At 36.6% G+C, this 25,843-nt stretch carries 23 protein-coding genes; 8 read left to right on the top strand and 15 right to left on the bottom strand.

What is annotated here, in order from left to right; genetic code table 11:
* Window positions 1-14 precede the first annotated feature (14 nt).
* Window positions 15-275: a YfhL family 4Fe-4S dicluster ferredoxin gene (locus GGG_RS0106615; protein WP_010113256.1), complete on the top strand. Its 261-nt coding sequence runs from the start codon at window positions 15-17 to the stop codon at window positions 273-275.
* Window positions 276-612: 337 nt separating this feature from the next.
* On the top strand, window positions 613-945 hold the full coding sequence (locus tag GGG_RS19550) for an NAD(P)H-dependent oxidoreductase (protein WP_010113254.1): 333 nt from the start codon (window positions 613-615) through the stop codon (window positions 943-945).
* A gap of 125 nt (window positions 946-1,070) precedes the next feature.
* Here GGG_RS19550 and GGG_RS0106600 read toward each other — a convergent pair whose 3' ends face one another.
* Entirely contained in the window at window positions 1,071-1,412 is a 342-nt protein-coding gene (locus GGG_RS0106600) for a carboxymuconolactone decarboxylase family protein (RefSeq protein ID WP_010113252.1), read from the bottom strand.
* 96 nt (window positions 1,413-1,508) lie between these two features.
* On the opposite strand from GGG_RS0106600, the gene GGG_RS0106595 reads away from it, so the two are divergent.
* On the top strand, window positions 1,509-2,456 hold the full coding sequence (locus tag GGG_RS0106595; RefSeq protein WP_010113251.1) for an AraC family transcriptional regulator: 948 nt from the start codon (window positions 1,509-1,511) through the stop codon (window positions 2,454-2,456).
* A 266-nt stretch (window positions 2,457-2,722) separates the two neighbouring features.
* On the opposite strand, the gene ahpF is transcribed toward GGG_RS0106595, so the two are convergent.
* Complete coding sequence (ahpF, locus tag GGG_RS0106590; RefSeq protein WP_010113249.1) at window positions 2,723-4,288, bottom strand: alkyl hydroperoxide reductase subunit F; 1,566 nt, start codon at window positions 4,286-4,288, stop codon at window positions 2,723-2,725.
* 421 nt (window positions 4,289-4,709) lie between these two features.
* Here ahpF and GGG_RS0106585 point away from each other — a divergent pair, with 421 nt between their 5' ends.
* Window positions 4,710-5,339 (top strand): DsbA family protein, encoded by a 630-nt coding sequence (locus GGG_RS0106585; RefSeq protein ID WP_010113247.1) that lies wholly within the window; start codon window positions 4,710-4,712, stop codon window positions 5,337-5,339.
* 551 nt (window positions 5,340-5,890) lie between these two features.
* Entirely contained in the window at window positions 5,891-6,511 is a 621-nt protein-coding gene (locus tag GGG_RS0106580; RefSeq protein ID WP_010113246.1) for a DsbA family protein, read from the top strand.
* A 98-nt stretch (window positions 6,512-6,609) separates the two neighbouring features.
* Here GGG_RS0106580 and GGG_RS0106575 read toward each other — a convergent pair whose 3' ends face one another.
* The 7 genes from GGG_RS0106575 to cxpE form a co-directional block, all read right to left on the bottom strand.
* The gene (locus GGG_RS0106575) at window positions 6,610-7,533 is read right to left on the bottom strand and encodes a hypothetical protein (protein WP_010113244.1); all 924 of its coding nucleotides are present in this window, start codon (window positions 7,531-7,533) and stop codon (window positions 6,610-6,612) included.
* Between the two features lie 75 nt (window positions 7,534-7,608).
* Window positions 7,609-8,736, bottom strand: coding sequence for a toxic anion resistance protein (locus GGG_RS0106570; protein ID WP_010113242.1), 1,128 nt, complete (start codon window positions 8,734-8,736; stop codon window positions 7,609-7,611).
* Window positions 8,737-8,745: 9 nt separating this feature from the next.
* Window positions 8,746-9,528, bottom strand: a complete 783-nt coding sequence (locus GGG_RS0106565; protein ID WP_010113240.1) for a hypothetical protein — start codon at window positions 9,526-9,528, stop codon at window positions 8,746-8,748.
* 187 nt (window positions 9,529-9,715) lie between these two features.
* A complete protein-coding gene (locus tag GGG_RS0106560) occupies window positions 9,716-12,151 on the bottom strand; it encodes a CSLREA domain-containing protein (protein ID WP_010113239.1) in 2,436 nt (811 codons plus the stop codon).
* Window positions 12,152-12,163: 12 nt separating this feature from the next.
* Window positions 12,164-13,972, bottom strand: coding sequence for a rhombotarget A (gene rbtA / locus GGG_RS0106555; protein ID WP_010113237.1), 1,809 nt, complete (start codon window positions 13,970-13,972; stop codon window positions 12,164-12,166).
* A 176-nt stretch (window positions 13,973-14,148) separates the two neighbouring features.
* Complete coding sequence (hda, locus tag GGG_RS0106550) at window positions 14,149-14,856, bottom strand: DnaA regulatory inactivator Hda (RefSeq protein WP_010113236.1); 708 nt, start codon at window positions 14,854-14,856, stop codon at window positions 14,149-14,151.
* A gap of 15 nt (window positions 14,857-14,871) precedes the next feature.
* Window positions 14,872-16,077, bottom strand: a complete 1,206-nt coding sequence (gene cxpE, locus GGG_RS0106545) for a chloramphenicol efflux transporter CxpE (protein WP_010113235.1) — start codon at window positions 16,075-16,077, stop codon at window positions 14,872-14,874.
* Window positions 16,078-16,212: 135 nt separating this feature from the next.
* Here cxpE and purM point away from each other — a divergent pair, with 135 nt between their 5' ends.
* Both purM and purN read left to right on the top strand, forming a co-directional pair.
* A complete protein-coding gene (purM, locus tag GGG_RS0106540; protein WP_010113234.1) occupies window positions 16,213-17,283 on the top strand; it encodes a phosphoribosylformylglycinamidine cyclo-ligase in 1,071 nt (356 codons plus the stop codon).
* A 10-nt stretch (window positions 17,284-17,293) separates the two neighbouring features.
* The gene (gene purN / locus GGG_RS0106535; RefSeq protein WP_010113233.1) at window positions 17,294-17,926 is read left to right on the top strand and encodes a phosphoribosylglycinamide formyltransferase; all 633 of its coding nucleotides are present in this window, start codon (window positions 17,294-17,296) and stop codon (window positions 17,924-17,926) included.
* A gap of 96 nt (window positions 17,927-18,022) precedes the next feature.
* Here purN and GGG_RS0106530 read toward each other — a convergent pair whose 3' ends face one another.
* A complete protein-coding gene (locus GGG_RS0106530; RefSeq protein WP_010113232.1) occupies window positions 18,023-18,835 on the bottom strand; it encodes an alpha/beta hydrolase in 813 nt (270 codons plus the stop codon).
* Between the two features lie 84 nt (window positions 18,836-18,919).
* Entirely contained in the window at window positions 18,920-19,951 is a 1,032-nt protein-coding gene (gene sppA / locus GGG_RS0106525; RefSeq protein ID WP_010113231.1) for a signal peptide peptidase SppA, read from the bottom strand.
* A 137-nt stretch (window positions 19,952-20,088) separates the two neighbouring features.
* On the opposite strand from sppA, the gene GGG_RS0106520 reads away from it, so the two are divergent.
* Window positions 20,089-21,054, top strand: coding sequence for a lysophospholipid acyltransferase family protein (locus tag GGG_RS0106520; protein WP_029574481.1), 966 nt, complete (start codon window positions 20,089-20,091; stop codon window positions 21,052-21,054).
* Here the strand turns inward: GGG_RS0106520 and GGG_RS19545 are convergent.
* From GGG_RS19545 to GGG_RS0106505, 4 genes are all read right to left on the bottom strand, one after another.
* The gene (locus tag GGG_RS19545; RefSeq protein WP_227500488.1) at window positions 20,995-22,848 is read right to left on the bottom strand and encodes a DNA internalization-related competence protein ComEC/Rec2; all 1,854 of its coding nucleotides are present in this window, start codon (window positions 22,846-22,848) and stop codon (window positions 20,995-20,997) included. The two genes, GGG_RS0106520 and GGG_RS19545, sit on opposite strands and share 60 nt — an antisense overlap.
* 72 nt (window positions 22,849-22,920) lie before the next feature.
* A complete protein-coding gene (locus GGG_RS21335) occupies window positions 22,921-23,463 on the bottom strand; it encodes a hypothetical protein (protein ID WP_227500487.1) in 543 nt (180 codons plus the stop codon).
* 424 nt (window positions 23,464-23,887) lie between these two features.
* Window positions 23,888-24,571 carry a lipoprotein-releasing ABC transporter ATP-binding protein LolD gene (lolD, locus tag GGG_RS0106510; RefSeq protein ID WP_010113229.1) on the bottom strand — a complete coding sequence of 228 codons (684 nt, stop codon included), beginning with the start codon at window positions 24,569-24,571 and terminating at the stop codon, window positions 23,888-23,890.
* A 16-nt stretch (window positions 24,572-24,587) separates the two neighbouring features.
* A complete protein-coding gene (locus GGG_RS0106505; RefSeq protein WP_010113228.1) occupies window positions 24,588-25,823 on the bottom strand; it encodes a lipoprotein-releasing ABC transporter permease subunit in 1,236 nt (411 codons plus the stop codon).
* Window positions 25,824-25,843: the final 20 nt, after the last annotated feature.

Genomic DNA, 25,843 nt, shown 5'->3' with positions numbered 1-25,843 from the left:
CAGCGAGATTGAATATGGCCTTAGTCATTACAGAGCAATGTATTAATTGCGATATGTGCTTAGCTGAATGTCCAAATCAGGCAATTTTTGAAGGTGAAAAATTTTATGAAATTGATAGCGCACGTTGTACAGAATGTGTTGGTTTTTATGATCGCCAAACCTGTGTCGATGTCTGCCCGATTGAATGCATTGTTCCAGATCCTCAACATCAGGAAAGTAAGGAACAACTACTCCATAAGTTTCATTGTTTAAATTTATTGAGTACAACGGGATAGCTTTTAACTTTTTGGTATTGTTTTTGCTTTATCAATCTTGCGTTGTAAATCTGCTTTGTAAATGTGGCAGTGAATTTTAATAACAATAAATAAAAATAGCGTGAAAAATAAAAATAACGTTAAACCATAATAACGATAAATAATAAGTAGCATCGATAATAAAAAGGGATTGGGTGCTTGTTACTCAATGCCGAACAAGGGTAAAACAAGAAAAAGAAGAAAATCCAACGTGTGCTGGGGAGCACGTTGGATTTTTCTTTTGTTGCATAAAACTATTTAGGAGAATCAAAAGACTGTAAAAACATGTCCCGACACCATTGCTTAATTTCATTGACGAATGAATAAAACCTATAAATATGACAACAGCAAAGCGCAACCTTATATTGGTTTACTCAATCATGAAAAATCTGTCGTGCTTTTATCTGCACGTGGTGGGCATGATTTTGATTCTGCGAATACGCCTTTTGCGAATCATGTTGAACCATCGCTAAAAACTGCTTTTAATTTTATGGGATTAGAGCAATTCCATGAAATTGCGATTGAATATCAAGAATATGGTGGGGATTTGTTGCAAAAATCTATTGCTGATGCAGCGTTAAAAACAACGACTTTGGTGCATAAATTACAGCAACAATTCAATAAAAAAAGGAATTGTGCTGTTAGCCGCTAACCGCTCAATTCCTATCAAAAGAAAAAGCCAACGTGAATTGGGGAACACATTGGCTTTTTCATTCTGTAAAATTGCCTTATTCTTTTTTATAAAAAATTTATTTTATAGAACAAGAATCAATACAATCATTCAGGTTTTTGTGTTTCACACGCTTCGAGTGCACGTAAAGCAAATGTATATGCCGCGCCTGCATTCAATGAAATCGCTGTCGCCAATGCACCCGCTACTTCTCCTTCAGTTGCGCCAGCTTTCATTGCAGCTTCCGCATGTACTGAAATACAACTCTCACAACGAGTCGTAATTGCCACCGCCAAAGAAATCAACTCACGTGTTTTAGCATCTAAAGCTTCTGCTGCCGCAGCATCATCTAAAGCTTGATAGGCTTGTAACATTTTTGGATGCTTCTTACCTAAAGCACCAAATGATTTTTTGACATGTTGTGTGTGTTCTTTCCAATCTACAAACATTGCATTCACCTCATCGAATTGATAATTTAGTATTGCAATTTTTGTATAGTTAAAACCGACTAAAAGTATCAAATAACAATCTAAAAGTATCATCCAATGTTAAATAAATTAATCGAACTTGCTCAGATTCAAGGCAGCATAGACACTGAATGCCGCTTTGGTGGCGAGTGGCTATATGCCATACCTGCAATTAAAAATACAGCGATGATTCATATCGTTCGTCATGGAAAGGGTTGGTTGTATATCAATCATAAAAAGATTCAGATCAATACAGGGGACGTCATATTCTTTCCCCATGGTTCAGCACATCAACTGATTCATTTTCAAGAAAATACAAGTGATAACCAAGCTGTTAACCACCAAAGCATTGAAAACCAAGTCATTGAAAAACAAACCAAACCAATACAAGACATTGAAAGCATTCAACAAGCTACAGGGTTAATTTTAAAAACCAACCATGCTCCACAGCTCAATTTGAATTTGTTTTGTGCACATTTTAGTTATTCTGAACATGCTGATTTATTTATACAGTTACCTGAATTTATTCATTTAAATGTTGAGCAATTATTAGTTGAACCGCTTTTAAACTTATTGGAGCAAGAGAACACTCAACATATTGGGCAATTCAAAGTCATCAATGCCCTATCTGAAGTTTTGTTGATTTATATTTTCCGTACTTATTTGCATACTCAACATGACAGTGTTTCATCACGTATTATCGAATGGCACAATTCAAAACTCTCACCCCTCATCCACGCCATTTTAAAATCACCTGAACAAAAATGGAGCTTAGATGACATGGCTCTTTTTCTACATTGCACACGAATTCAATTAATTCGTTTATTTAAAAAGGATTTACAAACTACGCCACATGCTTTTTTACTCAAAATACGACTGCAACATGCGAGCTTACTTTTAAAGACCAGTCATTTATCTATTTACAATATTGCATTAAATCTTGGCTTTCAGTCCGAAACTCATTTCGGCAGAGTATTTAAACAACATTATGGCATGACAGCACATTTCTATCGTAATGCTCATTAAAGATTTTCAATGTAAATTTTTCAAGCTACGTTGTTTAGTATCATGCAAAATATGTGTTATTAAAAATGCCAGTTGCTATTGATGCTGTCTAAATAGATATTTTTAAATAGATTCTTGCCACAAAACTTGTTAAATACTTGTTGAATAATAACCATAAAAAAAGGAACTGAGCTGTTAGTCACTCAATTCCTATCAAGGGTAAATCATAAGAGGAAAGCAAGAAAAGCCAACGCGAATTGGGAGCACGTTGGCTTTTCTTTTGACGCTTATTGACCTGAACGAATCATGTAATCAAATGCTGATAAAGCCGCTTTTGCACCTTCACCAGAAGCAATGATAATTTGTTTATACGGTACAGTTGTACAGTCGCCTGCAGCAAATACACCTTTTACATTGGTTTCATTGCGATCATTCACTACAATTTCATTACGATTAGAAAGTTCTACTGCTGTGCCTTTCAAGAAGTCCGTATTTGGTAATAAACCAATTTGGACAAAAATACCTGCAAGCTCTACAGTATGCTCTTCATCAGTCGCACGATCTTTATAGTTCAAGGCTGTGACTTGAGAACCATCACCCACTACTTCAGTTGAAAGTGCATTCAAAATCACGGTGGTATTTGGCAAGCTATTCAATTTGTTTTGAAGCACTTGGTCTGCACGTAATTTAGTATCAAACTCAACTAAAGTCACATGTTCAACAATACCCGCAAGATCAATTGCAGCTTCAACACCTGAGTTCCCACCACCGATGACAGCAACTTTTTTGCCTTTGAATAATGGGCCATCACAGTGAGGACAGTAGGCAACACCACGTGTTTTATACTCTTTCTCACCTGGTACATTCATCTCTCTCCAACGCGCACCTGTCGATAAGATGACGGTTTTTGATTCAAGTTTTGCACCATTCTCAAGCTCAACTTCTACTAGACCATTGGCAGTTTGTTCAGCACCTACAATATTTTTCACTTTTTGTAGATTCATAATGTCCACACCGTACTCACGCACATGTGCTTCCATATCTGCACCAAACTTAGGACCTTGAGTTTTTTGCACTGAAATAAAGTTTTCAATGTCCATGGTATCCATCACCTGACCACCAAAGCGCTCAGAAACGATACCTGTACGAATACCTTTACGTGCTGCATAAATCGCTGAAGTCGCCCCAGCAGGACCGCCACCAATCACCAGTACATCAAATGCTTCTTTTGCATTTAATTTTTCTGCATCTTTCGCCGCAGCACCCGTATCCAATTTGGCAATAATTTCTTCCAAAGTCATACGACCTTGACCAATATGTTCACCATTTTGGAACAGCATAGGCACAGCTAAGATTTTACGTTCTTCAACTTCATCTTGGAAGAAAGCACCATCAATCATAGTTGCTGTCGTACCTGGATTGTTAATCGCAATCAAGTTCAACGCTTGCACAACATCAGGACAGTTATGACAGCTTAAAGATACAAACACATCAAAGTTTGAGCTTAAGTTTAATGCTTTAATTTGAGCCAGCACTTCATCAGACACTTTAGGCGCATAACCTGAAACTTGTAACAAAGCCAAGATTAAAGAGGTAAACTCATGCCCCATCGGTAAACCCGCAAAGAATACACGAGGTTGCTCACCTGCTTTGGCAATACCGAAGCTTGGCTTACGCTCATTTTGACCATCAAAACGAGCGGTCACTTTGTCAGATAAAGCCGCAACTTCTGCGACTAATTCTTTAATTTTTTCAGATTTATCTGAATCATTTAAAGAGGCTACCAATTCGATTGGCGCTTCCAAACGTTCTAAAAGTGTTTTTAATTGAGCTGTTGTATTTTGATCTAACATGTCTAACATCTCCAAAGGAGTTAATTTTATTCAATATGTGTATAGTACGGTAATTCAAAAAATAGATAAAACAGTTTGTTTTTATTCTAATAATCGTTTTTTTAGATTAAAAATAAAATCTCCTATATCATCAGTAAAACTAACGATGACTAAAAAATCATCTTTAAAACATGTATTTTCAAACTATTTTAATCGTAAAATTTGATCATGATTTTGCATTTAAGCACAGGCAGATCGCTATTTCCAACTTTTAAACATAATTTTATCCTTTGAAAATAGCATGATAGCAATTATCTCACCATGACTACACAAAAAGACAACCTTAATATTTTTAAATTATACTAAATTATATAATGTTTAAATAATGATCTCCCACTCTTTCCCATTTTAATGTTATTGCAACAGTTTTAGAGGCACTCTAATGAAGATTCAATTTGTATTTGATATCGCATACCCTATGAGCTATGTGGCTTTTGAAAAATTAAAAAAATATTGGAATCAAAAAACTACCGCTCAAGTCGAATTATTACCAGTGCAAATTTTATCTGCAACACCTGATGAAGGACTAAATGTTTATCAGTATTTAACTGAAAAATATGGCACTAAAGAAGCAGACCGAAAGCTAGATCTTGTAAAGTTTGCTGCTTATAGCCAAGACTTAGTCCTTGATCTTGCGCACCTTAAACTCATGTCGAATAGTAACCTTGCTCATCAAGCCATTTTGGCGCTCGACAGTATTCTTGATCAATATGCTTTAACTCAGGCTATTTTCCATGCCCGATTTGCTCATGGTAAAGATATTGCAAACCAAGAAGTACTTAAAAATATCATTGAGGGTATCGGGCTAGATGGTTCAAAAGTGTTACGTTCAATTCAACATAAAGAAATTAGTGACAAACAAATTGAAGTCACCAAATACGTGCAAAGCTTAGGCACACATGCAACGCCTTTTTATGTTGTAGATGGCAAAGTTATAGATGGTGAGACTTGGGATGAATCCTTTGATACTTTAGTTTTACAGAAGATCTTACTTGAAGATTCTAAACACTAAGACTTTAAACCCGAAGACTTTATAAACCCTAAAACTTTTTAAACTAAGTAATCCTAAATCTATTGTTTAAATTGTACTCATACGAATCTAAGCTGACAGAGACCTGATTTAAAGGTATCTGTCAGTTTCAAATTGAATGAGGAAAATTTATCTAGTTCTGAAATAGGTTGACAGCTTTAAGAAATGAATTGCTTTCTATATTTGAAAATCTAAGAATTGAATAACGATACGATTTAAGAAAACATCAATCCATTGAGTTCCTTTATAAAAGATGAGTCATATAACCAGTCTAAGCACTTATTAGCAAGTAAACAGGCTGTTGTTTTAACTTGCATTTGTACAATACAAAGCAATCGCTTGTTTTCCTCCAACCTTAAAATTAGATTAATAATCAATAAAAGATAATAAATCTGCGACCATCATTGCACAAAAAATCATGCCCAGACTTCGTTCAAAGTTTTAAGCTAAGTCTATGAAATATTTTCTTCACGATTAACGACAGCTTCTTGTATTTAATCAAAATGAATGTGTAAGTAGAGTGAGGTAAAACAATGAAAATTGAGTTTGTATTCGATCTTGTCTATCCAATGAGCTATGTTGCTTTTGAAAAATTGAAACAACATTGGAATCAACCGACTGCGAAAAAAATCGAATTATTACCAGTGCAAGTTTTACCAGAAATCCCTGAGGAAGGCTTAAACGTTTATCAGTATCTAACTGATAAATATGGCACAAAAGAAGCCGATCGAAAATTGGATATGGCTAAATTTGCAGCCTATAGCCAAGACTTAACAGTTGATATTGAGCATATGAAACGTATGCCAAATAGCCGCCTTGCTCATCAAGCGATTTTGGCACTCGACAATACATTTGATCAATATGCCCTAACCCAAGCTATTTTCCATGCCCTATTTGCACATGGTAAAGATATTGCCAATCAAGATGTGTTAAAAGACATCATTGAAGGCATGGGGCTGGATGGCAACAAAGTATTACGTTCAATTCAACATAAAGAAATCAGCGACAAACTAGCTGAAATTACACGTTATGTGAATAGTTTTGGTAAACACCCAACTCCATTTTATATTGTAGATGGAGAAATTTGGGACAAGACTTTTGACACTTTAGAGTTGAAACACCTTTTACTCGAAGATACACGAAGTGTTGCTTAAACCTTAAAGCCTAGCAATTAAACGACAATAACAAACACGCTATATGCATTGTGAATGTATATAGCGTGTTTGTTTTAACTGCTTTACTATTTGCTGTTTTAGTGATGAAAGATTTGTTGATCGATACGAATTAAACGAAGCTTAATTCGATGTGCAAGAAAATAAATAACGATACTGATCAGAAAGCTTAGCGCTGTAATAGCCCATAAAATATTTTGTGTGATGTTTGACCAGAACACTGCTCTATTCATTTGTGGATCAACGGATTTTGCAATATTTGACACAGAGTGACCATATACTTGGTGTTGAATCGCCCAAATTTGTTCTGATTTAAAACCATACTCTTGAAAACGTGGATCTATTTTTTCATCGTTCAATAGCTTTTCTGCATATACTTTAGCGATGGTTTTATCTTCAGGTTTATGTAGCAAAGCAGTCTGCACCAATAAATAATCCTTTACTGCATCAGGCGTGTCCGTCTGCTGTAAATAAGCATAGATTTCACTTTGCTGAATGCTTTGATCATATTGAATAAATGATGCTGTTTCACTTTCTTCATCATCCTTCAAATCATATTGCACATAGGTCACTCCAGACCAAAGCACAATAAAAGCCAATAACCATGCCACGAATTTAAGAACAAATGATTGAAATTTGAATAAAAAATATTTAAATCTTTTTAAAAAACCGACAATAAAAAATGCACCAATGAATGATACGACTACTTTTAAAAGCAACCATGCCAACCATGAAAATGCATTCATTAAATAATCAGGATGATGAATAAATTCTCTTAATTGCTCATCTACAGCATAAGGAATATGCAGTTGTTGAATATCTAGGCTTAATCCAAATAAACCCAAAACAATATCTTGTTGCAAAAATGCAGTGATTAAACTCACAATCCCCACAGTACTTGACAATAACGCCAAAAAAGCCAACCTTCTTTGACGCTTCTGCAATAGCGTTAAGCCTTGTTGCAAATGCTGAGTATCTAATGGATATTTCGTTGTTTGGTTCAATCACTCCACCCATTTTAACCAAGTGTCATCTTTAACAAAATCACTGCAAAGAGAGTATGTAAATCAATAGCATTGTTATGATGATTGATTCGTACTCGAATTAATCACCAATTGCTGTAAATTGTTCTGCAATGCTTTAATTCGAGTAGACGCTTCTTCACGCTTTTGCATCCCCTCTTTTTGAATCTGAATCACATCATTAACAGTTTTAATGAGGGTATTTTGCACATGTTCAAGTGTTTCAATATCAATCACTGAACGTTGATTGGCCTTCGCAGTATCTACTGAATTTTGATGTAATAAATCAGCATTGCGTTTCAACAACTCATTGGTCGCATCATCGATGGTATTGGCAAGTTGTACACTATTTCGTTGCTCATTTAACGAAATCGCTAAGCTAATTTGGTTCTTCCAAGCAGGTAAAGTAATGTTTTTTATCGCATAAAACTTATCTACTAACATCATATTATTAGATTGAATAATGCGAATCATCGGCAAAGTTTGCATTGCAGATTGTTGCAACACTTGTAAATCACTGACACGTTTTTCTAAATTATTCGCCAAATGATTCAGATCATAGACGCGTTGCGTTGTTTTCTGATCTTGTTCCAATGCAGATAGCGTCGCAATTTCTTGCTGCACCTCTTCTTGCTTAATTCGCCCTGCGGCAATATAGATACCGAGCTGACGATACTCTTCTTGCACACCATTAAACATCCGATCCAAAGTATCAACGCGTGCTTTTAATCCTGACTGTGAACTTTCAATTTCTTTCACCAAACTATCGATCTGTTCTTTTGTAGTGTTGAAATGCTGATCAAAACTTTGTTTTGCACCTTTAAACTTATTTAAAATACCGCCAATAAAACCTGAACTTTTAGATTTATTCAAAATACTTGAAGTATTGAGCTGTTGAGCGACTTGCACAACCTCATTAAGCTTTTGACCTGTCACATCCAGATCTTTATTTTTAACTAAGTTTAATAGCTCATCGGTATAAGTTGATGTTTTGGTCGCAATATTCTTACCATATTCAGCCACCGCCGCATGATTAATATTGGCCAAATCTTTATGTGCATTTACGACTTCATTAAAATCGTCATTGCTGAGGCCGATTTCTTTCAAATTCAATTGCTCAAACTTTTGCAATTCCAAGTTCGAATTCGTTTCATTTGCCTGATGTTGAAGATTTGATTCACTCATAAATGTACCCTATTTATTTTCTAATGATTTCTTTAATGATTGAATTAATTTATCACGACTTTTATCCAGATCAGCTGTGGTCGTGAAAGAATTCTGTGCACTACTCTGTTTCACATGATATTGCCAAGCAGGAATCAAAACTTGTTGCGCCTCATTAAACCGATCAAGTAAGGATAATGACAACTGTTGAGTCAACTGCATTTGTGCAAGTGCAATGTCATTACTGGTTTGCAAGGTCTGTAAAGTATTAATCTTTTTAGATAATCTGTCTGAAAAATTATCTAGCGGATGCCTATTTTGCACAAAATCAGGATATTCATGTAGAAACTCTTGCGCAGCACGAATATATTTTGCCATTTGCTCACGGAGACCATTGGCTTGTTGAAAGCGTGATTCTGACTTTTGAATTTCAATGTTTAAACGTTGGCTAAGTCTATTTGCCTCATCAATCAAACTTTCTAAATCTTGCAAATATTTAACCTGCCCCGCACTAAATTCTAGGTCAAGCCCTAACCATTTTTGCAATCGATTAAACGTTCGTTGATTTAGCTTTTTCTGAGAACTGGATAGCTGTTCAATGATTTTGCTAATCACCAAACTTAACTTTTGGGTTAGGTTAGGATCGATGCTGTTTAATAAAACTGATTGCGCTTGAATAAGTTGATCTGCATACATATTCATACGTGTCTGATTATCCAATAAAGGAATCAAATCATTACGTTTAATTGAAAGCAATTCTTCAGAACTACAAGGAATTTGCTCAATAGGAGTCAGGACTTTAAATTGTTTCATATCAGTTTAAAATGAAGTATTTATCCAAAATTTTTCAATGATTTACGAAATGCTTTAAACAAAACAATGCTTCATTAAACTTATAATATAAATTGCGTATGAATCCTATATAAATAGCAAAAAATATACAGATAAAAAAGCCAGTTTCTCGAAACTGGCTTTTCAATAAAAGTCTAATTGTATAATTTTATGAGCGCTTCATTTTATAACGGCGATAGCCCGTCAATCCAATTAAACCTACTAAGCTCAACCAACCGAATGCACCACCACCACTAATACGTGGGCTTCCAGGTGCTGTACCTGAATTTTCTAACTTCACAGTTGCAGCATTAGAAATTAAACCATCAGCATCATAGACATAATAACTAAACTTATAACTGAACGGATCTAAAGTGTTTCTCAGTTGAATATGCAGTTTGCCACCATAACACGTATATTTACTATCTTCGCCTGGGCATGGGCCACTACGATCTGCTGTAATGATGACAGGATCTAAATTTGCTGCTATACGAATAGGTAATTCCTCACCCTTCGCATTAACATAGAATTTTGGTTTATTCGGCTTATCTGTCAAAGCACTGACATTGCCGTCGCCATCATCATTTGCATATTGTAGTAAATCGATATCGATTGTATTGGTTGAGCCATAAGCAATATTCAAAGTAGTGTCGTTTGCAACTGGGGCAATATTGACATAACTTGCAATAATATAAGCCGAAGATACAACTTCAGGATTTGCACCTTTTAGCTTCAGTTGATAACTACAGAATTCATTTTCACCTGATGGTGTCACATTGTCACTTGTACGCCACATCATAATTTTATTGAGATTCGCATTCCATTCACAATGAAGCTTTGGATCTTCTTCTCCATCAAATAATCTATTGTTATCTAATACACCTAGGCCAAGCGATTTAACAATTACATCATAGTTGTCTGAACTTAAATGTTTAACTGTTCGTACATCGTTGCCATTGGCATCTTTTGTCACGATTTCAGCTGGTAAACTCGTTGCAAAAGGGTCAACAAAAATAGTTCGATACTTTTGATCTGATTTGGTGTATTTGATGAGATTGCTGTATTTATCAACCTGAATTTTATAGAACGGTAGATAATCTGGCTTTGTGGCTTTATCTTCAAACAGTTTAGTATAGGTATCTAACTCATTTTGATAGGTTTGTAATGCAGTCACGACTGAAGTATTGGTTGCACTAACATTATTTGCAGTTAAACGAAGTAGCTCTGTTGAACCTAAATCACACGAGTTTGCCTGTTCATTAGCACCATTCGAATTCACTGCAATCACACGTGTTACTCCACGCTGATCTGCAGTACTACAACCCACATACCCCACATCAACTAAATCTTTATCTGTGCCTAAGTCCTTAGGGAAATACATCGGCATAAAGTTAGTCGATTCACTTGGCGTTTGTAAGTCAGTTAAAATACTTGAGAAATTAATCTGACTGACATCAAATGTATGATCTTTATTGTCTTTAGTAACAGCTTCTGCAACTTCACATTGATCATTTCCAGTCGCTAGAGTTAAAGCGTTATAACTCAAGATCATGCCTGAGTTTTCAACCTTAGACACATCACCATCTGCATAACGACAAGATTTGCCTGTGTTATATGCCAAGACATTATTCACCAACGCTTTAGCACCATAATTTCCGTACAATAATGTCGACCACGCATTATTCTTAACAATAGTATTGCTTTGCAAAGATATGCTTGAAGAATTACTAAAATTGACTTTGCCTTGTGGTGTTGTAGCACTAAACTGAATAATACTGCCGTTATTTGGATTTGCTGTATTATTCGTGATTGTATTTGCAGTCAAAGTAGCAGATGGCTGTCCACAAAAATTAAAAACACTCGAACTCGTTGTCGAACCATTATTCACAAAACTTGCTGAACTTATTGCAATACTACGTGTTGTAAAAAGCAAATTATCAGAACAAGACATACCCAATACACTACCTTGTTCTGCCTGATTGGCTTGGAAAACACCGTAGTTAACTGTCAACGCACTGGTCACATCATTTAAATAAATTGCACCACCCATTTTCGCTTTCGCATTGAGAATAGATACATTATTTAACGTTAATGTTCCGCCTGCATAGATTGCTCCACCGACATCATTATTGGTGTCTGCCGAACTTGAACCATCTGTTAATATTAAATTATTCAAGGTTAAGCTAGGTTTATTGTCATAAATCGTATTAAAAATACGAACCTTGCCTTGGCCTGAAATCGTTGTTTTTAAAGGTAACGGCGCTGGGTAACTATTGGTAAGCACACTTGGGCGTGAATAATCAGCAGATTCTTTACCAAAAATCACCACATCTGAATTTGGTTTCAATTCCTTATTTAAGAGATATGTCCCAGCTTCAAGCTGAATGACATTCGGCACACTTGCATACTGTTGACCTGCAATACAACCGCCATAAGCTTTGTGTGTAGAAGCTGCTTTTAAAGCCTCTCTCAAAGAGCAACTCTCTGAGTTTTCACCATCTTCATCCGCAAGAGTCGTCACGTAAATCGTACGATCTTCAGCCGCCATCAGTGACATCGCCGACAATACAGTAAGCGTCAGAAGTCCTTTTTTATAATTTTTCATGTCCAATCCTTTTTACTTATATTTTACACGTCGGTAACCAACGAGCCCAACCAATCCAATAAGTGAGAAGAACCCTAAGCTCCCCCCTGAGGTTTTCACTTTATCGTTTTTAAAATCATCAGGTTTTCTTTGTACAATACGAGCAGGAATCGAGATATAAGGGTTATCAGATTTGTTAAAACTGGTCGTAGATGTAACGACATTGATTTTAAACTCATCAGAACCTTGCCAATGATTATTTGGCGTATAAACAACTTCACCATCTTGGCTAATCGTTATAGTTCCTTTTGAAGGCGTATTGGTTTGAATGATTTTCAAACACCCAACTTGCCAAGGCTTACCATTATCATCGACATCACGATTAAAAATTTTCTTACATTGTGCAACACTGACCAATTCACCATCTTGCAATTGATCTGCAATTGAGAAGCTCGCCGTTTGATCATAAAGAATATCTTTACCGACCGTAGTCACATTTGAAGTATCAATCACCAATTCAATCGCGCCACGATCACACAATTCTGGGTTACGATCTCGGGTTTTTCCACGTTGATCAGCAGTAGAACAAGCTAAAACTTCATCCTGAGCAGAGACACCATGATTCACAATCGGTGAATCTGTGACTGCATTATAGCTTGGCAAAATTCGAGGTAAAAAATAACCTAATGCCAGATTTGGCGATTCAGAAAATGGACATAAAATGCCACTAGAACTGTAATCACATTTACCTTCTGTTGTAGCTCCAGCAATGAGTTGTGTATTTCCCAATGCTGTCGATTTGAAGCCATTACAACCTGAAGAATAGAGGTTGTTACTGACTTGCATTTCTTCACCACCAGCCGCAATGGTACAATCTTGAGTACCATTTTTAGCCAGAATGCTATTTGCTACATAACCTTTCTTTTGAGGGGCATTTAGAATAAGTCCCATGCTATTTAAAATCATGGTGACATTATTGATTTGCATAGCGTCAAAGACTTTAACGACATAACCTTTGTTGCTAAAAATAGTACTATTCAACACACCAAAAGGTGCGGCTGTACCTAAATTCTTTAATGCATCTTCTGAAAATTGATCTTGTGTTTCAAGCACAGCACCGCTTGCATCTGTCGCCTCATTATCACGTATGACAGATTGTGAAATCATATAAGCTGGGATTTCAGTAAAAATTGCCCCACCTTTTTCTGCTTTATTCCCTTTGATTAAGGTATTACTTAAGGAAATAAAACTTAGGCTTTTATTGGCTTCATAAATACCTGCATTGTAAATTGCACCACCTTGTTTTGCGACACCATTTAACAACTGCCCATTACTAATGCTTAATAATTCTTTGTTATAAATCAAACCACCTTGATCAGCACAGACTGACTGACCACAGCCTTTCATCGTAATTTCAGTGAATGTCACTTTGATCATCGGTGGTGCTGTTTCAGCAGCAGGGTCTACGTTTTTTTCAATGCGGAACAAACGGTCTTTACCCGCCATTTTAATAATCGCGTTTTTCTTACCAACGACGTTTTCAGTATCAGTAACATTTGTTTCGTAATTGGAAGCAAAATCGATATCTTTAGAAATACGGACTTGGTTATTTAGTACATATTCTTTATTAGCATCGAGAAGAATTCTAGCAGTTGCTTCTTTACCACCACAGCCGTTATAGCCTGCTTCTGGCATCCCCTGATTAATATATTCAATGGCTTCTCTTAATGAACACTGATCATCAGCTTTCACAACATCTTCTGTTGTTGTCACTGTGATATTCGCACTAAACGCATGACCACTGATGCACAATAATCCTAAGCCTATGCCCCGTTTGAGCATTATAGTCTCCTTAATTTCTTTTAATTATTTCTTATTAGCCAGCAAAGCTTGGCCATAAATCCTTTTCGCGTACTTTGTCACAGTTAAAACAAATTCTCAAGAATTTTATGATAACGTGATTTGACAAGGTATTGACGCTTACTTCTTGCTAGACAATCGAAGACTACCCACTATCATTACTGTCTATATTCATCAATCAATGCATAGATTTGTCTTAATGTTGAATGAGATAATTTAGTTTTCTCACCCTTCAGTAACTTTTCTAATTGCTCAACTGACTGAAGCAGTGTACTGGTTTGATGTGGTCCATGTAATAGCATATATTCTGTTATTTGTGGGTCAAAATGTACACCCCTGCGTTCCAATACCGAATGTAAAAGCGATTGACGGTCTGCGTATGAGTTGCCACTCGGCACTTTCACACTCACAGCTTGCGTTAAACGTGATTGTAAATCGGGTAGTTCAAGTTTTAACTCAATCGGCGCAAAACGCGACGAAAACACCAGTTGACCACCACCCTCATTATTATTGTTAATTAAATGAAAAACAGCTTTCTGCCAATGTGGCACACCACTAATCGCTTCGATATCATCTAAAGCGACCAAATCATAACTTTCTAAAGATGTAATCGCTTCAATTGGTGCATCTAACAACTCAAGCAAAGATACTTTAATCGCTGATTTACCAATTTCTAAATATGAATCACAAATTGCCGAAAGTAGATGACTTTTTCCAGTCCCCGCTCCACCATAAATATAGAAACGATTCATCAAACCCGCATGAAGCTGACGTACAGCATCAATTACAGGCCCCCAACCTGGCCCAGAAAAATCACTAATTCGGGCATCCAGTTGTGGTTCTATATCCAACTGTAATTGACGCATAGACGATATAAGTTCCTAAAGTGGTTCTTGGTCTGATTTGACCTTTTCTTGATTATCTTGCGTGTTTTTAATTTCAATATCAAGATCAAGTTGCTGACTATTCACTGAAATCGTTTCAACTTGCCCATCATTTTGTACGACGACGGACGCTGCTGCACTCATTTGATAAAACTGACTTTGTTCATACCATTCTCTGGCATGTTTAAGTAATACCACAATAATGGCAGCCACAGGTAGAGCAATCAACATCCCCACAAAACCAGCAAGTTGCGCACCTGCTAATACCGCAAAAACTACAGCTACAGGTGATAAACCAATTTTATCGCCCAATAAGAAAGGTTGTAGGATATAACCTTCTATCAATTGCCCTACACCAAATACAGCCAATACCATTAATAAATGCTTTGGATCCACACCAAATTGGAAGAAACATGCAATGACTGCTGCAATAATCCCAACACCAAAACCAAGATATGGAATAATGCTACATAAACCTGCCACCATGCCAATAATTAAGCCAACTTCCAATCCAATTGATTGCAATCCGACCGCATAGACGATTCCAAGTAAAATCATTACTAAGAATTGCCCTTTAACAAATGCGCCTAAAACACTATGACATTCACCGACAATTCTTAAGGTACTTTGTTCATATTGACGTGGAATCAACGCTTTTAAGCTCAACAGCATACGATTCCAATCCAATAAGAAATAGAATGCAATAATTGGAATTAAAACAATCGTCCCGCCGATGGAAATAAAGCTTAGCCCTGATTGTGCTATTTTCAACGCCATGCTTTGAATACTGTCAGCACTATAGTTGGTCTGCACATATTCCATCACAACTTGAGAAATTTGATCGGTATCTAACTCCATTCGTTCTACATTAAACGAATTGGAAACCCACGGTAAAAAAGTTGAGTTGATCCAATGAATACCCGCGGGAATACTATCTCTTGCATAAATCAACTGTTTCCATACCAAAGGTACAACGAACCACATTGCCCATGTCAGTACTACACCGATACCAATAAATACCAGCGCAATCGAAAGCCATCTTGGTAAGAATTTAGAGAGTTTTTCAACCACAGGACTAAATAGATACGCAACTAAAAAAGCGGCAATAAAAGGGATTACCACAGGCTTGAGCAAGTATAAAACCCAGAGGATTAATGCTATACCACCGAGTATAAAAATTCGTTTTAAGGTCCGATCGTGCATGTAATCACGCCTTTTTCAGATTTAATCATTATAGAAAGTAAAATATTTGAATAAACATAACATTTTAGTGCAGAAATAACATAAGAATTTCGTATATTCAGGTATAATCTGCGCACGAATGCGGAGACTTCACATATGAGCAACTCAACTTCTACTCAAAACACTGGTTTAAGCTATAAAGACGCTGGTGTCGATATTGAAGCGGGCGACGCACTTGTCGATCGAATCAAATCTGTCGCTAAACGCACAACTCGCCCTGAAGTCATGGGTGGCTTAGGCGGTTTCGGCGCACTTTGTAAAATCCCGAAAGGTTATGAAGAACCTGTTCTTGTATCTGGTACAGATGGTGTCGGTACTAAATTACGTTTAGCACTAAACTTAAACCGTCATGACACAATTGGTCAAGACTTAGTTGCAATGTGTGTGAACGATATTATTGTCTGCGGTGCAGAACCATTATTCTTCTTAGACTACTATGCAACAGGTCACTTAAATGTAGACGTTGCAGCCAATGTTGTTACAGGTATTGGTCAAGGTTGTGAGCTTGCAGGTTGCGCATTGGTCGGTGGTGAAACTGCTGAAATGCCAGGCATGTACGAAGGTGAAGACTATGACCTTGCAGGTTTCTCTGTTGGTGTTGTAGAAGCAAGCAAAATTATCGATGGCTCAAAAGTTAAAGCTGGTGATGTTCTGATTGGCTTAGCATCATCTGGCGCGCATTCAAACGGTTACTCTTTACTTCGTAAAATTTTAGACGTTAAAAATATTGATCTTGCTCAAATCGTTGATGGTCGCCCACTTGCAGATGCAATCATGGAACCAACACGTATTTACGTAAAACCTATTCTTGAACTTTGCAAACAAGTTGATGTTCATGCAATGGCGCATATCACAGGCGGCGGTTTACCAGGTAACTTACCTCGTGTACTTCCAAATGGTGCTCAAGCAGTTATTGATGAATCTTCTTGGGAATGGTCTGAATTGTTTAAACTTCTTCAAAAAGAAGGTGGTGTTGAACAATTTGAAATGTACCGCACATTTAACTGTGGCGTAGGTATGGTTATTGCCGTTGACGCAGCTGATGCTGAAAAAACCATTGCTGTACTCAATGCTCAAGGTGAGAAAGCTTGGAAAATTGGTCATATCCAAGACAATGCTGAATCTGTTGAAGGTGCTGACGAAAAAATTCGTGTAATTTTTGCGTAAGAACAATCACATGATCAAAATTGCTGTACTGGTTTCAGGCAGTGGAAGTAACTTACAAGCCCTGATCGATGCCAATCTTTCAGGGAAAATCGTTGGGGTTATTTCCAATAAACCTGAAGCTTATGCACTACAACGTGCAAAAAATGCGAATATTCCAACTGCAATTATTGAACATAAACAATATCCAAACCGTGAAGCTTTCGATGCTGTTATGCATCAACAATTGCTCGATTGGGATGTTGATTTGGTCATACTCGCAGGTTTTATGCGAATTTTAAGTGCTCAATTTGTCAAAGCATGGGAAGGTAAAATGGTGAATATTCACCCTTCCCTATTGCCAAATTACAAAGGCATGCATACGCACCAACGTGTTCTAAATACAGGTGATGCTCTACATGGTTGTACAGTGCATTATGTCACTGCGGAACTTGATGCAGGGCAAGCTTTAACACAAGGTGTTTTAAAAGTTACTCAGCATGACAATGTTGCATCCCTTGCACAGCGTGTACATGTGCTTGAACACTTAATTTACCCGCAAGCGGTTGAATGGATTTGTAATGGCACGATTCAACATCTCAAAGAAGGTCAAGTGCTTTATAAAGGGCAAGCTTTAGAAAAACCAATTCAGTTCTGTCAGTTTTAAAAACTGCTGAAAATATTTGAAATAAAAAATGCATCCTCGGATGCATTTTTTATTAGCTTATCAATTCTAACAAGCAAACAAGATCATCATTCCAAATTATTTGCGAATGAGTTTCTTCACCAATTCAACAGTTTTAACAGGATGTTCCAAAGGGAACATGTGTCCACCTGATGTTACAGAAAAAGGGATTGCCAATTTTTTCTGAATGATTTGTGGAAATTTTTGTTTAAAAAATGGACTCTCATCACCGATGATTAAATGCGATGGTACAGGCGGATTCGGCATCGGCAACCACATCGAATCAGAGTTTGTTCTAAAAATTTCAACTTCATCATATTTAGAAATCGTTAACTCAACACCACCTCTTGTCGCATCTTCCGTTAAAGCATAGTCAATATAGGCTTGAAAGCAATCTTGATCAAAATGCTGATAAAACCCTTTAGGTCTTAACAACTCAGCAGCTTGTTCACGAGAATCCCAATGATCACGACGTTTGAGGCTAAGTGAAGCAGGAGTAATTTTATCAATCAATTTTGGCTTGAAAATTTTAGCCATAAACATCGCAAAAGCAGCTTTTCCAACAATTAAAGGTGGATCAAGCATAATCACTTGTTCAAACAATTCTGGACGCTTATAAGCCGCTTTTAAGGTAGTCACTGCACCCAATGAATGCCCTAAACCAATCACTTTACGTCCTTGAGCTTGTTGCACAATACTATCAACCACTTGATCCGCCAGTTCATTCCATCCTTGAGCAATTGGATAACGACGATCAGGGCCAAGTAGAGGAACATAGATCACATCATATTCATCTTTAAGCAAATCAAATAGTTTCGTGTAAACTTTTGACGGTACACCATTGGCATGTGCAAAATGAATGAGTGGCTTTTGCTGATTTGAAATACGCATGATATTCGGTTTTCTATTTTGAAGTTCTAAAGTCACTTCTCCCACTGCAAAGCAATGGGAAGAAGCTTTAAAAGTTTAAGCAGTTTACTGCATTTTTACATCTTGATTCATACCAAGCTTTTGACTTACTGCTTCACCTACGCCATGCCCCATTTCAGATCCTATACGACCTAAAATTGAATCAAATGGACTACGTTCAACAGTATAATCTACAGTTTTATTGACTTTTAACTCACGCTTAAGTGTTTCAATATTTCCAGCTTTATCTGCAATACCTAGCTTGATTGCTTGATCACCTGTCCAGAATAAACCTGAGAAAATTGCTGGATCAGTCGATTTTAATTTAGCACCACGACCTTGTTTCACAGCAGTGATAAAGTGTGAATGCACATTATCTAACAAGGCTTGGATATGCGCTTTTTGCTCAGGATTGATCGGTTTAGTCATGCTTAGAATATCTTTATTACTTCCAGCAGTCATAGTTCGATCTTCAACACCTAGTTTCTGTGCTAAACCGTTCACACCGTAATTTGGCATGATCACACCGATAGAACCGACTAAACTTGAAGGGTTGACCCAAATTTCATCTGCCGCAGAAGCGATATAATAAGCACCTGATGCCCCCATATCTCCAATCACTGCATAGACTTTTTTATCTGGATTTTGTTTTTTCAGATACTCAATTTCTTGCCAAATGTCATCAGATTGAACAGGCGAGCCACCTGGAGAATTTACATTCAAAACCACAGCTTTTGCAGATTTTGATTCAAATGCTTTTTTGAGTGACTTAATCGTGTCAACACTGTTTACACCCTGATTGCTTGAATCAATGGTTCCAACAATATTTACCACACCCAAATGCTCACTTGAAGTCGATTCACCATCACTACCACTTGATAGTGAGCAGCTTTTCGTCATCATCACCAAAACAACAAGAATATAAAGGAATGTGAGAACTTTGAAGAAAATCCCCCAACGGCGACTACGACGTTGTTCTTCTACAGATGCAAGAACGACTTTTTCTAAGATTCGCCATTCTTGTCCTGTAGGTTGTTGACCAGATGAAGGATGAGAATTTGAGTTTTCGTTTTGTGGTTTCGGCGGCCAATCGGACATTTATACCATCCAAATTAATTATTCATAGTTCATTATATACAAGGAATACATATAATCTGTCCAATCATTGCGATTTATTCTATAATATTTTGCTAAATCACAATATACATCAACCCTATCTCCACTTTTTTGTAGCAATGACTGAAAAACATAAGACTATAATTTCTCGACTTCTCAATTTTTTCAGTCGACACCCTATTCCAATCGCTCAATTTACTGGGCGGTTTTTGGCAGGTATTGTCAATTTTTTACATATCACAAAAACATCTGAAACGATTCGCTTAAACATTGAAATCTGCTTTCCTGAATTGGATAAACAACAACGTGAACTCATTACCCGTCATGCAATTCGCAATGAGGTTCAATCTTACATGGAGTTTTTTACAATTTGGGGAAGCACTGCTCAAAAGAATATTGCACGAATTCACCATATCCAAGGTGAGCATTATTTCCATGAAGCGATAGAGCAAGGCAAAGGTTTAGTACTTATTGTGCCTCATTTTGGTACTTGGGAAATCATGAATGCTTGGTTTGCGCAATATACGCAAATGACCATCATGTATAAACCAATCAAGAATAATGAGGCAGACCAATTTGTACGTGCAGCAAGAAGCCGAGAAGATGCTGATTTAGTCCCGACAGATGAGTCTGGGGTACGCCAAATTTTCAAAGCATTAAAACAAGGCGGAACAACCGTTATTTTGCCAGATCACACTCCTGACCAAGGAGGAGAACTGATTGAATATTCTGGTATTCCACTCTATTCAAGTAATTTAAGTGCAAAACTTATTCAAAAAACCAAAGCTAAAGCACTGTTTTTATATGCCACACGAAATGATCAGCATGGCTTTGACATGACGATTGAACCCATTGATGAAAGTATTTATCAAGTCAGTGCCAACGAAGGCACTGGTATTATTTTCAAACACCTCGAACAACTGGTTCAACAGCATCCTGAACACTATCATTGGAGTTATAAACGTTTTAAAGCGAATCCACAGCTTAAAAAAATCTATAACATTCCAAATCATCAAGCGATGACTTTAATTAACACTGTTCGAAATGAAATGATTCTTGAAAGTGATGTCCTCGTTGAAAATTAACCATTTTTGAGTTTGACGAAAACCTTGTATATCCATTTGTCCTTTTCTATTGACTTTAAATTCGATTGATCCTTGTTGGATTGTAGTTTTTACAGGGATATTTAAGGTTTTTAATCTTTCCAAAACTATAGAATGCGGATGACCATAACGATTTCCATATCCTGCTGAAGCAATAACCAGTTTAGGTTTTAATTGTTTTAAAAATGCAAATGAAGAACTATGTCGACTGCCGTGATGCCCCATCACCAATACATCAACTTTTAAGTCAGGATATTGCTGTAACAATCGATATTCTGTTTCCCAACCTGCATCCCCCATCAAAAGGAAATTTTGATAGTGATTTGATTCAGGCACTTGAATATAAACCACGCAAGATAATTCATTTTGATTATAAGGTGCTTCGCTTAGGCTATTTTTAGGTGGTGAAAGCACTTCAATTTTAACCTGATCATATTGCCAATGCTGTCCTTGATAACAATATTCGAAATTCGCATTATCAAAACGTTGATCTCTTTGATTGGAATATACTTTCTTAACCGCGACTTCTTTAGCTATTTCTACAAATGCCCCACTATGATCTTGATCCAAATGCGTCAAAATCACTTGATCCAGTTGAGAAATACCTTGCCGTGCTAAATAAGGTACAATCAAATTTTGAGCAATACTAAACTTAGTTTCATCATAAAAACCACCTGTATCAATCATCATTTTATGCTCAGGCAAATGAACAAAAATCGCCTGCCCTTGCCCAACATCTAATACATTCATTTGAAAAATAAATTGATTTTTATTCGGTAATAATAAAGGGATTAAGCATAGTGCAGCCCAAAATTTAGGAATCACGCCTCTAGGTAAAAAAAGAATCAATATTGCCAAAGCAATGCACAGAATTTCTAATGAACTCAAAGCCCACCAATGTAATTTAAATCCCAAGACATGATCTAAAAACTCAAGTAAATTTAATAATATACTCAGTAAATAATCTGCAATTTTAAAAAGTAATATTCCTAATGATTCTGAAAACAAACTGATAGCAGCAGCTAAAACTTCGATAGGAACAACCAACGAACCGATAATCGGAATGGCGATTAAATTACTCAGCGGTGTAATCCATGAAAATTGCTGAAAGATCCATAATACCAACGGCAATAATGCGATAAATGTTTTCCACTGCAAATCAAATAATACCTGTAGAAAAAGCTTTAATTTCGCCTGCCATGTCTGTATCTGTTCATTGGATTGTTGCTGTAAAGTTTGATATACCCTGATCAAAATAAAACATGCGCCAAACGACAACCAGAATGCAGCCGATAAAATACTAAAAGGATCAATAAGTAATAAAATACTGGCGGTTAAGAGCAAATGTTTAACAGGTTGAATTTTCTGTTTTAACAACACAATTACACTGAGAATAAGTACAGTAATCATCGTTCGAAGTGCTGGTATTTCAAACCCCACAAAAGCCGTATAAAAAATCACACAACATAGAAATGGATAGACCAATAAATAAGGTCTCGGTATTTTTAAAAATATTTTAGGATAAAATTTCTTGAAGATTAAATTAAAAATAAAGCAAAAAATCATTGCAAAAATAAGTACATGCGGACCTGATATTGCCAGTAAATGTGCAATACCCAGTTTTTTAAATAAACTTTGAATTTCAACAGAAAGTAAACTTTCATCTCCAGTTAATAACGCCAATAACAACCCTTTATTGTGCAAAGATGAATTGGAAATAACAGCTCTAAAATCCAAACGCAAACTTTCTATTTTTAATAAAACACGTTGATTCAACTGCTGCTGTTGATCAACAAAAGACTGAAAACCGAATTGTCTAACTTGATTTTCATCTATGACTTGAATGGATTAAGCATTTAATATTCCGAGCAGATTTTCTTGCAAAAACCATTTTTCTTTATCGAAAGTCCCTTCGACTGCATAACCATGTACTGCTTTAAATTGCCCAGTGACTTGATAATAATGACCTAGTTTAATCAATTCAGCTTGCTGATCATTCACATACATCAACATTTGGATAGGCTGTTGATTGGGAATTAAAACGATAACCCTTTGCTGAATGATCTTTAGTTGTTTTTGTTGTCTAAGTGATTGATTATTTTCTTGAGTCTGATCATTGAGTTTAATTTTATTGATCGACTGAATGTAGACCATATGCTGCGTTTGATTATTTTGTAGTGGCCTAAGTGCAAGCCTTTTTTCTAAAGCATGATCTGCATAATACACACCTGATAAATAACTAAAAATACCAATCATCATCAAGCTGATGTATTTAAAAGCAGGTTTATTCGTAGATGAGAATTTAAAGTATTTGAATACCCATAAAAGGAAACTTAATCCAAAAGTAAGTGCCAAATATAAACTTAGATATTGTGGTGTTTGAGCGCCCATGAATGAGATACCCAGTATCCATCCAAGCAAGATGATGTACATATACATAATAATTATTCGATTTTATTGTTATCAAAATAAAATTTAAGCCCAATTTACTTGAGCTTAAATGCTAGGGTCTGTTGACATTTCATAAATGGCTTGCGTTGTAGGCTAAAATTGAGCAGACAAGGCATGAAACGAAGAGAATAGCGAGACTATTTTCAAGTTTCATAACGAAGGCTGAGATAATTTTAGCCACAACCCTCTGGGACTAGAGTGTTTTTGACGCTACGTTGTTGTGAACTACTCATTTAGAATGACTAAATTTCGTATTTCACGCCTAGTATCGCCTAAAAAACACTCATAGTCGCAAACATAGACGAATTGTCAACAGACCCTAATCTAAGAATGAGAAATAGGCTGTATTAAATATCAGTTATGATTAAGCGTCAATCCATAAACCATCTTGCATATGCAGAATCCGATCGGCAGATTTAGCCAATTGTTCATCATGCGTCACGATCAACATCGCCATATTGAATTCTTCTCGTAATTCACGGAGCAATTCAAAAATAGAGGTTGCTGTTTTACGGTCTAAATTACCCGTAGGTTCATCTGCCAACATCAATTTAGGTTGAGTCACCAACGCTCGCGCCAAAGCAACACGCTGTCTTTCACCACCAGATAGTTCACCGGGTTGATGGGTTAAACGATGTGTTAAACCGACACGTTCCAATAAAAACTCTGCCCTTTGTTTGACTTGCTTAAAATCTGCATCTTTACGCAACATCAATGGCATTGCAACATTTTCTAAAGCTGTAAACTCAGGCAATAGATGATGGAACTGATAGACGAATCCTAAGTGTTCATTACGCAGAAAACCACGTTCAGCTTCACCTAAATTATCAAATCGTTTACCGTTCAGATTGACCAAGCCTTCAGTTGGTCGATCTAAGCCACCGAGGATATGTAATAGTGTGCTTTTACCTGAACCACTTGAACCAACAATCGAAACAAATTCACCTTGTTGGATTTGTAGTGATAAACCTTTAATTACATCTACAGTCGATTTACCATCGGTAAATGATTTATAAATATCCTTGGCTTCAAGCACAGTATTGTTCATTGCAGCATTGGCAAAGTTACTCATAACGCAGTGCCTCCGCAGGTTGAATTTTAGCAGCACGTAAAGCTGGGTAAATTGTTGCAATAAAACTTAATGCTAATGACAAAGCAACAATAATCACTACATCTTGCCATCTTAAATAAGAAGGTAAATAGTTGATAAAATACGCATCGAATAAATGTAGACCAAATGCTGTATTCAACCAGCCAATAAAATTACTGATGCCCAAAGCAGAAATGATCCCTAAAATTGCACCAGCAACAGTACCGACCACACCAATCACTGTACCCTGAACCATAAAAATTCGAGTAATCGTTGCAGGTGAAGCACCTAAAGTTCTGAGAATCGCAATATCAGATTTTTTATCGGTCACCACCATCACCAATGATGAAACAATATTAAATGCAGCAACAAGTACAATTAAAAACAGTAAAAGACTGACCATTGCCTTTTCCATCTGAATCGCACTGAACAAATTACCATGTGTATAAGTCCAGTCAGATGCGTAGAATGTGCCTGGTAATTCTCTGACAATTTCATTTGCAACTTGAGGTGCTTGAAAAATATCGTCCAACTTCATTCGTACACCTTGTGCACCATCTGGAAGGCGTAACAAGGTTGATGCATCGTTCAAAGCAATATAGCCAAGGCTCGAATCTACTTCTGCACCAATACTGAAAATACCCACAATTTTAAAACGTTTAAAACGTGGCACTACCCCTGCTGGAGAAGGTGTCGCTTCAGGTAAAACCAATGTGACATTGTCATTTAGGCTAAGACCTAAAGCATCAGTCATTTGTTTGCCTAAAACAATGCCATATTCACCTTTTTTTAGTTGATCTATGCTACCTTCCACCATATGATTTTGGATAATTGAAACCTTCTTTTCATATTGAGGTTCAATACCCGTGACCATGATTCCAGCGACTTGACCTTGTGCTGTGAGCATACCTTGCAATTGAGTAAATGGTGCAACGCCAGTAACATGTTCATGTTGTTCAATTTTCTTTGCAAGAACAGGCCAATCTGTTAAAATTTGTGTTGAAGAAACAGTGGCTTGAGGTATCATACCTAAGACACGTGTCTTTAACTCTCGGTCAAAACCATTCATAACGGACAAAACTGTAATAAGTACAGCCACGCCCAAGGTTAGACCGATCATGGAAACCAGTGCGATAAAAGAAATAAAGTGATTACTACGCCGTGCGCGAGTGTATCTCAACCCTATATACAGCGAGATTGGTTTAAACATACCATCTAGTCCGAGGTGTT

The sequence above is a fragment of the Acinetobacter sp. P8-3-8 genome, from assembly GCF_000214135.1.
GTDB lineage: Bacteria > Pseudomonadota > Gammaproteobacteria > Pseudomonadales > Moraxellaceae > Acinetobacter.
The sequence above is the reverse complement of the archived record's forward strand: the minus strand, read 5'-3'. Positions and strand labels throughout refer to the sequence as shown.

Excerpts from the sequence above, each read along its gene's own strand:
- GGG_RS0106600 (WP_010113252.1), bottom strand. The coding sequence starts at position 1,412 with ATGTTTGTAGATTGGAAAGAACACACACAACATGTCAAAAAATCATTT.
- GGG_RS0106560 (WP_010113239.1), bottom strand. The coding sequence starts at position 12,151 with ATGAAAAATTATAAAAAAGGACTTCTGACGCTTACTGTATTGTCGGCG.
- GGG_RS0106585 (WP_010113247.1), top strand. The coding sequence starts at position 4,710 with ATGAAGATTCAATTTGTATTTGATATCGCATACCCTATGAGCTATGTG.
- hda (WP_010113236.1), bottom strand. The coding sequence starts at position 14,856 with ATGCGTCAATTACAGTTGGATATAGAACCACAACTGGATGCCCGAATT.
- GGG_RS0106530 (WP_010113232.1), bottom strand. The coding sequence starts at position 18,835 with ATGCGTATTTCAAATCAGCAAAAGCCACTCATTCATTTTGCACATGCC.
- GGG_RS21335 (WP_227500487.1), bottom strand. The coding sequence starts at position 23,463 with ATGGGCGCTCAAACACCACAATATCTAAGTTTATATTTGGCACTTACT.
- ahpF (WP_010113249.1), bottom strand. The coding sequence starts at position 4,288 with ATGTTAGATCAAAATACAACAGCTCAATTAAAAACACTTTTAGAACGT.
- lolD (WP_010113229.1), bottom strand. The coding sequence starts at position 24,571 with ATGAACAATACTGTGCTTGAAGCCAAGGATATTTATAAATCATTTACC.
- GGG_RS0106580 (WP_010113246.1), top strand. The coding sequence starts at position 5,891 with ATGAAAATTGAGTTTGTATTCGATCTTGTCTATCCAATGAGCTATGTT.
- GGG_RS0106505 (WP_010113228.1), bottom strand. The coding sequence starts at position 25,823 with ATGTTTAAACCAATCTCGCTGTATATAGGGTTGAGATACACTCGCGCA.
- GGG_RS0106520 (WP_029574481.1), top strand. The coding sequence starts at position 20,089 with ATGACTGAAAAACATAAGACTATAATTTCTCGACTTCTCAATTTTTTC.
- GGG_RS0106615 (WP_010113256.1), top strand. The coding sequence starts at position 15 with ATGGCCTTAGTCATTACAGAGCAATGTATTAATTGCGATATGTGCTTA.
- rbtA (WP_010113237.1), bottom strand. The coding sequence starts at position 13,972 with ATGCTCAAACGGGGCATAGGCTTAGGATTATTGTGCATCAGTGGTCAT.
- purM (WP_010113234.1), top strand. The coding sequence starts at position 16,213 with ATGAGCAACTCAACTTCTACTCAAAACACTGGTTTAAGCTATAAAGAC.
- GGG_RS0106565 (WP_010113240.1), bottom strand. The coding sequence starts at position 9,528 with ATGAAACAATTTAAAGTCCTGACTCCTATTGAGCAAATTCCTTGTAGT.
- cxpE (WP_010113235.1), bottom strand. The coding sequence starts at position 16,077 with ATGCACGATCGGACCTTAAAACGAATTTTTATACTCGGTGGTATAGCA.
- GGG_RS0106595 (WP_010113251.1), top strand. The coding sequence starts at position 1,509 with ATGTTAAATAAATTAATCGAACTTGCTCAGATTCAAGGCAGCATAGAC.
- sppA (WP_010113231.1), bottom strand. The coding sequence starts at position 19,951 with ATGTCCGATTGGCCGCCGAAACCACAAAACGAAAACTCAAATTCTCAT.
- GGG_RS19550 (WP_010113254.1), top strand. The coding sequence starts at position 613 with ATGAATAAAACCTATAAATATGACAACAGCAAAGCGCAACCTTATATT.
- purN (WP_010113233.1), top strand. The coding sequence starts at position 17,294 with ATGATCAAAATTGCTGTACTGGTTTCAGGCAGTGGAAGTAACTTACAA.
- GGG_RS0106570 (WP_010113242.1), bottom strand. The coding sequence starts at position 8,736 with ATGAGTGAATCAAATCTTCAACATCAGGCAAATGAAACGAATTCGAAC.